Here is a 14319-nt window from a genome sequence, read left to right as displayed (position 1 = left end):
CTTCCTTATCATTTGCCGCGCAGCATTAATTTCCAGAGACGGGAGTTGCCTAGAACATACGCCAGAATCATCATCATAATGAGCACGGCAACGAACAGGTATGTAACCCAGTTTGGAAGATCCGCACCACCAGCAACAGAACCGATCATCCAGTAAAGCAGTGCCACCCCAATGCCTAACCAGGAACCCACCCCGCTTGGAAGCTGTTCACTAACTTCAGAGGAGGTTTGCTTTTCGTCTCCCTTATCGAATTCGCTTAGATTAATGCCTACTGCAGAAACTCCAATCAAGATGACAATCATGCCGATTCCAAGCAGCCCACCGATAACAGCCGCATGAATCTGCTCACTTATGGACATTCCACTGAACAGAGCGAACACCCATGTACTTGCTAAGCTAATGCCGCCAAGCGGCATCCCAGACAGCATCTTGCCAAGCAGCAAGTGCCCTGGATGTGTGCCAGAAATAATGTAAAAAGCCATGTTGCGCCCTTCCCCGACAAACATCGCGGCAAGAACCTCTCCGTAGCTTAACAGAGCAACGAGCAAGCCTGCCGCCAGAACAATCACCATACGTAAGGAATCATCCTGAGCAGCAATTATCGGACCTGCAAAGAATGCGGCAATTAGGCCTGCAGCAAGGAACAACAGCCGCACATACGTTATGCGATTACGTCTCAACTGCAGCCATTCCTTTGCTTGAATTGCGCCTATTGGACCCGACATCAACGCAGGCCATCTGGATTGGGAAGACGCATTTTTTCCAGCATCGAAGCGCTTGGAAGCTTCTCTCCAACCATCCCGATACAATGCACCAATTCGCAGCGGGGCAAGCCACAAAGCGATCAGCATCCCAATACCTGGAAACATCAACATACCTATAACTAAGTAGATCCTCGCTTGATATTCTTGTAGCAACAATCCAATAGCTTCTATAGGAATTCCATTCGATAGAATATACACCACATAAACAAGTAAAGCAATAATTATTCCAGGTATAACAGCCCGTATTGCTCCCAAGATAGCAGGCATCACTCGAACCAAGATTACCAGCATCAACAAGCCAGACAAATCTCCAATCAATCCAGCGAATAAACTGATAAGAAACAATAGTGGTGCTGCCCAAACAACAATATCATACGGCAAAAGGTTGCTTAGTACGATTGCTGTTAATAGAGATGTAAATGCCTTAGAGGGCAGCTCTGCAATCACAAAAGCAAGCAGCACATGTGCAGGAGGACAAGCTGATATGTGTACGAATTGCATGAATCGGTCTGAATATAACTGCCCTTCCTGCTTACCGAATATATCAAGCACGCTCAAAAATACAGATAATAATAATATGAAGGACACAACGAGACCGAAGCTGTATACAGATGCATCACGAAGCAAAAGAACAATCCAACCGACGACAAACAGTTGAGCCAGCTTTAGCCATAACCCAAGCTTCCATTTGTTGAATCTCCAGGATTGATTCCATTTCTCTTGCAAGATGGATCGAACTAGCGCACGTGTTGTATGTGAGCTTGCCATCACGTCACCTCCACGCTCGGCACATTACCAGTCAAGTAGAGGAAGATCTGTTCCAGATTCGCATCTGGCATTTCTAGCTGCGTTCGGAGTTCATCCATCGTTCCTAATGCTTGCAACTGACCACGATCAATAATTGCAATCTGATCCGCCAATTCTTCTGCCAAGCCAAGGATATGGGTCGTTATAAATATGGCTGTTCCCTGGTTGGCAGCATCAACGATTAGATCCTTGACCTCACGTGCAGCACGAGGGTCAAGACCATTCGTAACTTCGTCAAGCAGAAGTACTTTGGGGCGATGAATCAACCCTGCTGCTATCGCCATCTTACGCTTCATCCCTAGGGAGAAGCCACGGATCAGATGATCGCCCCATTGTTCTAGCTTGAGCGCCTTCAACAGTTCCTCCGTTCGAGCTCTGGCCTCCTGCTCTGGAATATGATACAAGCCTGCAACGAGCCACAGGAATTCACGTGCGGTCAGTCCCTCGCGCAGCAGCGGGTTATCCGGCACATAACCGATTAGCTTCCGCGCAGATAAGCCATCTTGGAACAAGTCTTTTCCGCATATCGTAATCTCTCCTGCCGTTGGATCAAGCAAGCCTATCAACATTTTAATTGTAGTAGTTTTGCCTGCCCCATTGCTGCCAAGGAATGCTAGAATTTCACCTGGCTCGACGGTCAGATCAATGCCCTTTACTGCTTCAAAATTGCCATATGTTTTGCGCAAACCCGCAATTTTGATCGCCTTGCCTTCCCTTGTTCCGATGAATTCCTTTCGTTTCGTTCGTATTGCTTCTGAACGGGGCAATGAACCGTTCAGTGTCTCACTGGCAGCAGCAATATCCGAGATTGAGCGCTGTACTTCGACACTAGCTTCAGAACTGGGTTGTTCATCACTGAAATATTCAGATAACTTATCAAGGTACTTCGTGGGTTCATCTACGCTGAAAATGAGCTTGGAGAAGTTGATCACTTCTTTGCTCGGCCATGGAAGAGGTGTTTCGGTCGGTTGTTTCATCGTTACTTCGATCATTTCCGCAGTATCTGCTACAAGGTAGAGGGTCTTGTTGTCGGGAGAATATTTCTGTTCACTGTGAGGCAGCTCCAGAAAACGTGGCAATGTTCCTGTATAACGTTCTACTCGATCAATTTCATGGTAAGGAATATGTAGATGGAAACCAAAATACTTGAAATCAAGCCCCTCCGTGCCAATGGAGTGAGCTTCCTTCATCAGGACGAGCAGACTGCGAGTGCCACCGTAAAGTACAAGCACTCCGATTACCATGACAATCCAATTCCACGGAGAACCCAAGAAGATAGCCACGAGAATAATCGCAATAAGTCCTAACAGTATGCCGACAGTCAGGCCGATCAAATTGTACTTCAGTGCAGTGGACTTTTTTCGAAATGTGAAGTTCACCTATCAAACCTCCAACCCTATTCTGTTAAATTCAGGTATATTATAACATAATTATAGGAAATTGCATTACTGTAATCGGCCCCAAATTGATAATTGAGCAAGCAGTTCTAATTCTCTCTTCACTCTAATAAGCAGTTCTTCTTGGTGGCTTTGCAAGAAAAAATGTCCTCCAGGCAGCATCTCGCATGTAAATCGTGAATCCGTGAATCTCTTCCAATCACGCAAATTGTCCTCAGGCACCATATGATCATCATATCCACCCCAAGCAACAATTGGACAAGTCACTTTTCCACCTTCGTAGGAGTATGTTTCGGACAATTGAAAATCGGCACGCAATATTGGTGAGAACAAATCCATCAGTTCGTCATTCGCTAGCACTTCATCTGGTGTTCCACCATATGTTCGCAGTCCAGCACGAAATTCTGCTTCAGGCAGATGGTAGATCGGCTCGATCTCTCGATCCGCATCAGGCGCATTGCGCCCTCCAACCATCAGCAGAATCGGGCGCCGACCGAATTGCTCCGCACAATATCGCGCAAGCTCAAAGGCAATAATGGCCCCCATGCTGTGCCCATAGAAAAGAAAGGGCTTGTCCAGATGAGAGCGAATCGCCTGCGCTGCCGCTTCAACCATCGATTTGGTGTCCGTATAAAATGTTTCCCCCATCCATGTACCTCTGCCTGGATACTGTATCGAGCATACCTCAAGATAGTCTGGCAGCTTCTTATGCCATGTACGAAACACGGATGCGGATCCCCCTGCAAATGGGAAACAGAATAGACGAAATGTAGCATTGGGATTAGGCTTCGGACAAACGATCCATCGATTGTTTACAGTCACTGTACTCATTTCAAGCACTCCTTCTGTGTATTAGTCAGCTTAGAGGGGGGAGAATACACACCTTCTCCCCCCCTAGCTGAATTAGTTAAGGAACGAGTGAAGCATATGGTGCGCTACGGCCTCCACATACGGCAAATCCATCATTGTGTGATGCTCACCTTCAACATAATAGACATCTACACCATGCTTTGCCAGCGAGTTCCAACCCATTGTTTCCTCCTGATATACTGCACTTTCGTCATGTATACGAATCAACGTCAATCGGCCATTATACATCTCAGGCTTGTAAGCTGTAGTCGCTATCGAATTATCACGGTATACTTGGAGCAAAGTTCTAACATGTTCCACTGTCATATCCTCAGCAGCGATTTTACGCTTCTTCGCCTCAGCCAACAACTCATCTAGCTGCCTATTCGGTTCAACCTGCTGCAGTTCGCCTAATGGAAGGTCGATAAGTTTGGACCACAGCTCTGCATCGCTGAGTGCCATATCCTCATCCTCATCGGCATATTTAGCCGGAGTATCCAGTAAAACAAGATCAGAGATCACTTCTCCCTGCTGCACAAGCTGACGAGCCATCTCGAAAGCAATCGTTCCGCCAATGGACCAGCCGCCAAGCCGATAAGGTCCATGTGGCAGTACAGAACGAAGCTCAGTGATGTAATCGGCTGCCATATCCTCGATAAGTCCTGTTCTTTCCCCGTTTAATGCCCGAGACTGGAAGGCATAAAATGGCTGATCGCTCCCCAGATGCTTGGACAGCGTCGTATAGCTAAGCACGAGGCCACCCGCCGGATGGACGAAGAAGATTGGAATCTGCGTCCCCTTCGGCTGTAGCGTGACAAGTGTCGAGAACGGTGCTTGCGTATCGCTGTATAAAATTTCCTTGGCCAATTCGGCGACTGTCCCTTTTTCAAGAACAATACTGATCGGAAGCTCGCAGTTGAATTGCTGCTTGATTCGAGCAATGGCTCGAATCGCAAGCAAGGAATGTCCGCCTAGATCGTAGAAATGATCATGGATTCCTACATCACTTACTTGCAGCATGTCCTCAAAAATCTGCTTCAGCTGGAACTCTGTCAAGTTGCGTGGTGCTGCTTGTACCGTGTTCCCTTCAAGGAGATGCTCGTTAGGCATCGGCAACACTCGGCGATCCACCTTGCCATTCGCCGTAAGCGGCAATTCATCCAACAGCACAATCGCAGACGGAATCATATAGGCCGGTAATCGCTCTTTCAGCGCTTGCTGCATATTTGCTATGTCGACATCGGCTTCATTTTCAGCCACAACATAAGCAATGAGGCGCTGCCCGCCCGCTTGATCTTCACGGGCAAGTGCAAGTGCGTGTTTCACCCCATCCTGCTGGGCAAGCGCAGATTCCACTTCTTCAAGCTCGATGCGGAAGCCGCGAATTTTCACCTGATAATCGGTGCGACCTAAGTATTCAATATCACCGTTCTGTACATATCTCGCCAGATCTCCTGTCCGGTACAGCCGTTCTCCAGCTGCAAACGGATTCGAGATAAACACAGCATCGGTCAGTTCCGGCTTGTTCCAATATCCACGCGCCAGACCTCTTCCTCCAATGTACAGCTCGCCAGGCACGCCTGTCGGCACGGGCTGCATATGCTTGTCCAGGATGTACACTTGCGTATTGGCAATCGGACGTCCTATTGGAACTTCGCTGTATGTCGGCCCTCCATTCTCAACCGGCACTGGTGCACGGAATGCCGTGCTGATGACTGTCGCTTCCGTTGGGCCGTACGTGTTGTACCACGCCACGCGTCTACCTGCAAGCTGCTGCCATTCCGCGAACCGCTCCGGCGATGGCCGCTCTCCGCCGATGATGACCGTGCGAATGCTGCTCGGCAGCGGAGCTCGTCCTGCTGCCAGCTCACTTACCCACTCATGCCAATATGCTGTCGGCAGGTTGAGCACACTGAGCTGCTCTCTTTCGATAAGCTCTGTGAAGCCAGATATGCTGAGCAGGCGCTCCTCCGGCATGACTAATGCTGCGCCGCACAGCCATGTCGGGAACAGCTCTTCAATTGCAGCATCGAAGCTAATGGTCGCGAATTGAAGCACACGGTCTGCTTCGGTCAGCTCGTACAGCGACACCGCACTGTGATTGTGGTTCACCATGGCAGCGTGCGTAACGACGACGCCTTTCGGCTGTCCGGTTGAACCTGATGTGTAAATCACGTACGCCGCGTTCTCTTCGCCTACTCCGCTTATAACTGCATCCGCCGACTCCTTCGCAATTGCCTCCCAATCGGCATCCAGCCGCACGATCGTCGCCTCATGCTGCGGCAATTGCCGAATGAGGCGCTCTTGTGTCAGCAGCAGCGGCATGCACGCATCTTCGATCATATACGCAATCCGCTCTGTCGGATATGCGGCATCAATCGGGACATAGGCAGCGCCGGACTTCAAGATGCCTAAGATGCCGACCGCCAGCTCTGCAGAACGCTCAGCACAGATGCCGACCAATACTTCTGGGCCTGCGCCCAGCTTCCGCAAATAATGAGCCAGTCGGTTGGCGCGCTCGTTCAGCTCCCGGTACGTGAGCATGTCTTGTCCAACGACGAGCGCCGTCCGCTCCGGTGCAGCGATCGCTTGCGCCTCGATAAGCTGATGCACGCAGCCTGACGGATACTCTGCCGCTGTTTTGTTCAAGTCCAGCAACAACTGCGATTTCTCATATTCGCTAAGCATTGGTAAGTGTACGGCCATTTCAGTCGGACCAGCTGCCATGCCCTGAAGCAAGTTGCGCAGATGCTCCAGCATACGACGAACATCGGCACTGCTGAATCGAGTTGTATCGTAGCCGATGTTCAGCCCCAACGACTCACCAGGCAGAACAGACAACGTAATTGGATAATTCGTCCGTTCGAAGGAATGCACCCCAAGCAATTCTACGCCTTCGGAAGCCGTTGTCTCTTCCGCAACTGCGTCTTCCACTGCTGCGGCTACCTCCGGAACCGTGACCTGTATCGGGTAATTCTCATACACGATAATGCTGTCGAACAGCGGCGTTCCATGCGGCACTTCACTCCATGATTGGATCTGCGTCAAAGCCGTATATTCATACTGCTGCTTCTCTGCTTGCTGCTCTTGCAAGTGCAACAGCCATGCCAATACATCCATATCTGTCCGAACTTGAACACGAACCGGCAGCGTATTGATGAACAATCCAACGATAGATTCCACACCAGCTAAATCTGCAGGTCTGCCAGCAACAGTTGCCCCGAACAGCACATCGGTGTCTCCACTGTAGCGGCTAAGCATCAACCCCCATGCTGCTTGCACCATAGTGCTGAGTGTTAGCTGGTGGTTTCGCGCGAATGATTGCAGCTGGCTGGTCAGCTCTGTCCCAATCTCCAGCTCCAGTTCGTTATAGTCCATATCAGTTGTCGGCACTAAATCCGGTTGCTGCAGACGAATCTCAGTAGGTGCTGCAATACCTGCCAAGTACTCACGCCAGAATGTTTCTGCTGCCTGCTGATCCTGCTTCTGCATCCATGCGATGTAATCGCGATAAGATCTCGTCGGTTCAAGCTGTATTGGTGTCCCCATGGCATATGCATAATAAAGAGCGAAAAATTCCTGTATGACAATCGGGTTGCTCCACCCATCAAGCAGCATATGATGGAACGTCCATATCAACTGAACCTTATCATTCGCTAGATGAATAATTGTAAAGCGCATAATCGGCGCTTCATGGAACTGGAAGCCTCTTTGGCGATCTTCTTCCAGGAGGCTCTTCATCATATGCTTCTGCTGCTCTGCCGCAATGGAACGCCAGTCTAGCTGCTGAATTGGCAGCGGCACATCATCAAGAACTGCTTGTAGTGGCTGTTCGAAGCCTTCCAAACATATACGAGTTCGCAATATCGAATGCCGATTCACCAAGTCACGCCAAGCCTGTTCAAATGCGTCTACGCTGAACTTTCCGCCCAGCATAAACCCTGTCTGCTCACAGTACATTCCGGAACGCAGATCAGCAAGCGAGTGGAACAACATCCCCTCCTGCATCGGACTAAGCGGATACAGATCACGAATGTTCGGCGCAGCAGCGTACAGATGATCTAGCTGCGCTTGTGAAGCTGAGACGAGCGGGAAGTCCGACAACGTCCATCCTCCTGCTTCCGGCTGCTTGCAATGCTCAATGATTTCTCTAATAGCATTCAAATAAGAAGCTGCAAGGTGCTCAATAGTAGCGGAATGATGCAACTGTCGGCTATAAGTCCAACTCATAACCAGTTGCTTGCCGCTAATGAGCCCATTGATTTCGATCAAATGATCACGCGGAGCTTCGGGACTAACTGGCATGCCATAAGATTCTGGGGCAATGCCGATTACTAGCTCTGTGTCTTCTGCAGCCTGATCCATCTGGCCCAAATAGTTGAACAATATGTCTGGTTCAGTCGCTTGCCGCATCATGTCAGACGCTGCGATGTCAGAGGCTATATAACGTAATAACCCGTATCTGACTCCTTTTTGCGGGATACTGCGAAGCTGTTCCTTGATCGCCTTAATATCTTCCTGAACCGTTCCGCTGGCACTTAACTCTAGCAGCAGCGGATGGACTGCTGTGAACCAGCCAACAGTACGTGATAGATCAACGTCTTCGAACAACTCTTCTCTTCCATGCTCCTCAACATCCACCACAACCGTTCTGTTATCTGTCCAGGCTGCGATTGTCCGGGCTAATGCCGCCAACAGGATGTCATTCATTCGCGTGCGATATACAGAAGGAACATCCTGCAGCAAGGCTCGCGTCGTTTCAGCATCCAGCACAGTCGTTATCGTTTCGGACGATGCATACGTATTGACTTGGTTAACGGTGTCGGCTGATACAATGACATCGGTTGGCAGAGGCTGCGCATGCAGGCGCTTTGGCTGCATCCAGTATGCTCGCTCATCCTTCACTTCATCAGAATCAGCATACGCATGCAATCGTTCTGCCCACGCTTTGAACGATGTTGTTTTCGCTGGAAGCTGAGCTGGCATGCGTTGCAAGAGCTGCTCATACGCAAGCTGCAGGTCCTCGAGAATAATGCGCCAAGATACTCCGTCCACAGCCAGATGATGAATCACGATTAACAGTCTCGCTGGGTGATCCGGTCCAAGCTCGAACAGTGCTGTGCGTATGATAGGACCTTCTGTCAAGTTCAACGTTTGCTGCAAACGATCTGATTCTGCTTCGATATGTTCAATCTGTTCCTGTGCCGACAATGCAGTCAAATCAAATACAAGTATAGGTGCTTCCGCTTCTCCATCTACGCCAGCGATCCGCTGTTCCCAGCCAGCTTCCGTCAGCGCGAAGCGCAGCCGCAAGACATCATGATGGAGCATCAGATGCGCTACAGCCTCCTGCAGAGCTTCCAATTGGACAGGCTGCTTGATGGTCAGCAGCATCGCTTGATTCCAATGATGACGATTCTCCATTGGCTGTTCGAAGAACCAACGCTGAATCGGTGTCAGTGGTACGAACCCAGTTACCGGTCCATCGTCCACCAGCATCGGGATAGCCTGCTTAGCCACCGCAGCCAATTCTGCCACTGTCTGATTCTCGAACAGTTGCTTAGGTGTCAGCTTCAGCCCTGCCTGACCAGCCCGCGACACAATCTGAATGCTTAGAATAGAGTCCCCGCCCAGTTCAAAGAAGTTATCATGAACGCCTATACGCTCGGTTCCAAGCACTTGCGCCCACACCTTGCTCAGAATCCGCTCTGTCTCATTGCGCGGAGCAGCATATTCGCGGATCTTCTGCCAAGCGTTCAGATCAGGCGTAGGCAGCGCTTTGCGATCCAGTTTTCCGTTCGCTGTAAGCGGCAGTTGATCCAACAGTACGATCGCAGACGGGATCATGTATGCCGGTAGCCGTTCCTTCAACGCTTGTTGTAATTGGGATACGGACACATCTGCTGCATTCTCCATAACTGCATATGCGACAAGCCGCTTCTCACCTTGTTGATCTTCGCGGGCAAGTGCAAGTGCATGTCTCACCCCATCCTGCTGGGTAAGCGCAGATTCCACTTCTTCAAGCTCGATGCGGAAGCCGCGAATTTTCACCTGATAATCAGTGCGACCTAAGTATTCAATATCACCGTTTTGTACATATCTCGCCAGATCTCCTGTCCGGTACAGCCGTTCTCCAGCTGCAAACGGATTCGAGATAAACACGGCATCGGTCAGTTCCGGCTTGTTCCAATATCCACGCGCCAGACCTCTTCCTCCAATGTACAGCTCGCCAGGCACGCCTGTCGGCACGGGCTGCATATGCTTGTCCAGGATGTACACTTGCGTATTGGCAATCGGACGTCCTATTGGAACTTCGCTGTATGTCGGCCCTCCATTCTCATCCGGCACTGGTGCACGGAATGCCGTGCTGATGACTGTCGCTTCCGTTGGGCCGTACGTGTTGTACCACGCCACGCGTCTACCTGCAAGCTGCTGCCATTCCGCGAACCGCTCCGGCGATGGCCGCTCTCCGCCGATGATGACCGTGCGAATGCTGCTCGGCAGCGGAGCCCGCCCTGCTGCCAGCTCATTTACCCACTCATGCCAATATGCTGTCGGCAGGTTGAGCACACTGAGCCGCTCTCTTTCAATAAGCTCCGTGAAGCCGGATATGCTGAGCAGGCGCTCCTCCGGCATGACTAATGCTGCGCCGCACAGCCATGTCGGGAACAGCTCTTCAATTGCAGCATCGAAGCTAATGGTCGCGAATTGAAGCACACGGTCTGCTTCGGTCAGCTCGTACAGCGATACCGCACTGTGATTGTGGTTCACCATGGCAGCGTGCGTAACGACGACGCCTTTCGGCTGTCCGGTTGAACCTGATGTGTAAATCACGTACGCCGCGTTCTCTTCGCCTACTCCGCTTATAACTGCATCCGCCGACTCCTTCGCAATTGCCTCCCAATCGGCATCCAGCCGCACGATCGTCGCCTCATGCTGCGGCAACTGCCGAATGAGGCGCTCTTGTGTCAGCAGCAGCGGCATGCACGCATCTTCGATCATATACGCAATTCGCTCTGCCGGATATGCGGCATCAATCGGGACATAGGCAGCGCCGGACTTCAAGATGCCTAAGATGCCGACCGCCAGCTCTGTAGAACGCTCCGCACAGATGCCGACCAATACTTCTGGTCCTGCGCCCAGCTTCCGCAAATAATGAGCCAGTCGGTTGGCGCGCTCGTTCAGCTCCCCGTATGTGAGCATGTCTTGTCCAACGACGAGCGCCGTCCGCTCTGGTGCAGCGAGCGCCTGTGCTTCGATGAGCTGATGCACACAGCCTGACGGGTACTCTGCCATCGTCTCATTCCAGTTCAGCAGCAACTGGTCTCCCTCGGCATCTCCAAGCATCGGCACTTCTACAACCAGCCCATCTGGAAGAGATGCGATGCCCTGCAGAAGATTGCGCAAGTGCAGCAGCATCCGCTCCATGTCGGTGGAAGAATATCGAGTCGTATCGTAACCAATCTGCAGCTCCAGCGCATCCCCAGGCACAGCAGTCAATGTAATCGGATAGTTCGTTCGTTCGAAAGACTGTACACCAAGCAGCTGCACGCCTCCAGTCTCGTTAGCTGTGACAGCTTTCTGATTTTCTTTTACATCAGCTAAATCAATCTCTGCTGGATGTCCTGCTTCATCCCCTGCACGAACTATTCTGTCGTTTTTATCTATAGCAGACCTATCCATGCTTCCCGGCTCCGATATCGTAACTTGAATCGGATAGTTCTCATATACGATAATGCTGTCGAACAGCGGTGTTCCTTGCGGCATATCACTCCACGACTGAATCTGACTAAGTGCCGCATATTCGTACTGCTGCTTGTCCGTCTGCCAAGTTTGCAGGTCGCGCAGCCAGGATATGACGTCCATATGAGCCGATATCTTCGTTCTTACAGGCAGTGTGTTGATGAACAAGCCGACGATTGTCTCAACGCCCTCCAGCTCAGCAGGCCGTCCTGCGACAGTTGCTCCGAACAGCACATCGGATTCTCCGCTATAACGGCTTAGCAGCAGCCCCCATGCACCTTGTACAATCGTACTGAGCGTCAACTGATGCATGCGCGCCAAGCTGTTCAGCGATGCAGTCAATGGCTCATCTACATGCAGAACAACCTCTGCAAAGCCAGATGATTCAACAGCTGTTGGTCGATCCAGCGGCAATTGTATAGGCGCCTCGATACCGGACAAATAGGTTGTCCAGAACGATTCCGCCGCCACTTGATCCTGTTCATGCAGCCAATACATATAATCCCTGTAGGAGCGAACCGCCTCCAATTGAATTTCCGTGCCTGTCACAATGGACTCATACAGAGCGAAGCACTCCTGAACGACAATCGGGTTGCTCCATCCGTCGAGCAGCAGATGGTGGAACGTCCATACGAATTTGACTGTATTGGCATCTAAGTGAATAATGGCCATACGCATAATTGGTGCCCGAGTAAAGTCAAAGCCAGTTCGGCGATCTTCCTCTAAAAATAATTGCAGCTTGCGCTCCTGTTCATGTGCAGACAGCATGCTCCAATCCAGCTCATTGAACGGAACAGAAACGTCATCGACCAATATCTGCACCGGATGATCTAGCCCCTCCCACTCAATGCGAGTACGAAGCACTGCGTGCCGCTCCATAACCTGTTGCCACGCCTGCACGAACGCCATTGCCTGGAATCTGCCTTGCAGCGTGAAAGTGTTCTGCTCGCAATACATTCCTGAATGCGGCTCCGCGAGGGAGTGGAATAACATTCCCGCTTGCATCGGAGTCAGCGGATACAGATCACGGATGTGTTGATCCTTCGCATACAATTGATCAAGCTGTACTTGCGGCAGCTTGGCCAACGGGAAGTCAGACGGCGTAATTCCGCCTGCCTGAGGTTGACGGCAATGATCGATAATAGTATGAAGAGCAGACAAGAACAGCTCCGACAGTTGTTCAATCGTTTCAGCACGGAAAAGATGTTCACTGTACATGAAGCCAAGATGAAATTCGCCATTCGTAACCATTCCAGCAATGTCCAGCAGATAGCGTCTAAGCCCATGCGAACTGCTGTCAAGTGCCGTTTCCTCATATGCGCTCGCCAACAGCGTATCAGCGGCAACGCCTTGATCGATCTGTCCCAAATAATTGAACATAATCAGCGAATCTGGATGCGAGTCCATTAACTCGCGAACTTCTTCATCTTCATTAACATAGCGCAGCAGACCGTATCCAAGCCCCCGCTGTGGAATATTCCGCATGAACTCTTTAACACGCTTGAGTGTGAACTCGACACTCTCTGCTGCAAACACTTCAAGTCGAACCGGGAAGACCGAGGTGAACCAGCCAACTGTACGTGACAAGTCGAACTCTTCGAATATATCTTCTCGACCATGACCTTCCATATCAATTTGCAGTGTCATTTGCCCTGACCACTTATTGAAGGCAAGGAGCAATGCAGTCAGCAGTACATCATTAATCTGAGTACGATAAGCAAGCGGCACCTCCTGCAGCAATGCCTTCGTCTCCTCTGCAGATAGAGAAATATTGACAGTGCGGGTCGAGCTAACTGTATTCAGCTTGCGTGCAGCTTCAACATGATCGATCTCCTTCATGAACGGCATATGCAGCTCTGTGCCGTCATTATGACTCGACCAATAATACAGCTCGCGTTTAACTGCTTCAGATTGCGCATACTCCTTCATGCGGGCTGCAAATTGGCGGTATGACGTCGTTTTGGGCGGGAGCTGAACGGGTTCATTTTGAAGTAACTGCGCATAAGCCGTCTCCAGATCTTCCATCACAATCCGCCATGACACTGCATCTACTGCTAGATGGTGAATGACGATGAACAGTCTAGCAGCATCGTGTTCACCGCAATCAAACAGAGCTGCCCGTATAATCGGCCCAGCTGTCAGATCGAGACTGGATTGCAGCCGTGCGGTCTCTGCTTGGATGGCAGTCAGTCTGCGATCTTCTGAGCAATTCGACAGATCTACCCACTCTAATGGCATATCAGAGCCAACAGGAGCAGACACCTGCTTCCAACCGTCACCCACTGGAATAAAGCGAAGCCGCAGCGCATCATGCTGCTTCAGCAAATGAGCTATCGCCTGCTCTATGGCGTGACGATTTACCGGAGGACGCACGGACAACAGCATCGATTGATTCCAGTGATGCCGATCGATCATTTCTTTGTCGAAGAACCAACGCTGAATTGGCGTCAATTCAACTTCTCCCGTTACTTCCACTTGCTCTGCCACCACTACTTTTTCCTTAGCTACTGCCGCCAATTGTGCAATTGTCGGGTTGTGGAATACAAGCTTAGGTGTCAGATGCACTCCTGCTTGACGTGCACGCGATACAATCTGCATACTGAGAATCGAGTCCCCGCCCAATTCGAAATAATTGTCATGTATGCTTACCTGCTTCACACCCAATACGTCTGCCCATACTTGAGCCAGCGTTCTCTCTATCGCATTGCGTGGCGGAGCATAAGGCTTGCCGGATACGAGGCGCGCATCCTGCGGAGCAG

The 14319-nt window shown here is 50.7% G+C and carries 4 protein-coding genes (1 of these 4 cut by a window edge); all 4 read right to left on the bottom strand.

Annotation, left to right across the window (positions count from 1 at the left end; genetic code table 11):
• Positions 1-8: 8 nt before the first annotated feature.
• Positions 9-1532: a hypothetical protein gene (locus tag PAV_RS22055; protein ID WP_005549945.1), complete on the bottom strand. Its 1524-nt coding sequence runs from the start codon at positions 1530-1532 to the stop codon at positions 9-11.
• Positions 1532-2950, bottom strand: a complete 1419-nt coding sequence (locus tag PAV_RS22050) for an ABC transporter ATP-binding protein (protein WP_005549944.1) — start codon at positions 2948-2950, stop codon at positions 1532-1534. The genes PAV_RS22055 and PAV_RS22050 overlap by 1 nt, the downstream gene beginning before the upstream one ends.
• Positions 2951-3016: 66 nt before the next feature.
• On the bottom strand, positions 3017-3799 hold the full coding sequence (locus PAV_RS22045; protein ID WP_005549943.1) for a thioesterase II family protein: 783 nt from the start codon (positions 3797-3799) through the stop codon (positions 3017-3019).
• Positions 3800-3871: 72 nt separating this feature from the next.
• A protein-coding gene (locus PAV_RS22040) for a non-ribosomal peptide synthetase (protein ID WP_005549942.1) crosses the window boundary here: on the bottom strand, positions 3872-14319 show its 3' portion. 7609 nt of this gene lie beyond the right edge of the window; 10448 of the gene's 18057 nt are visible here — the last part of the coding sequence; the start codon falls outside the window, past its right edge; its stop codon occupies positions 3872-3874.

It is taken from the genome of Paenibacillus alvei DSM 29 (assembly GCF_000293805.1).
In the GTDB taxonomy this organism is placed as follows: domain Bacteria; phylum Bacillota; class Bacilli; order Paenibacillales; family Paenibacillaceae; genus Paenibacillus_B; species Paenibacillus_B alvei.
Note: the sequence above shows the minus strand (reverse complement) of the source record. Positions and strands in the feature narration are given on the sequence as shown.

What these genes read in the sequence shown, in the direction of transcription:
- PAV_RS22055 (WP_005549945.1), bottom strand. Translation starts at nt 1,532, where the DNA reads ATGGCAAGCTCACATACAACACGTGCGCTAGTTCGATCCATCTTGCAA.
- PAV_RS22045 (WP_005549943.1), bottom strand. Translation starts at nt 3,799, where the DNA reads ATGAGTACAGTGACTGTAAACAATCGATGGATCGTTTGTCCGAAGCCT.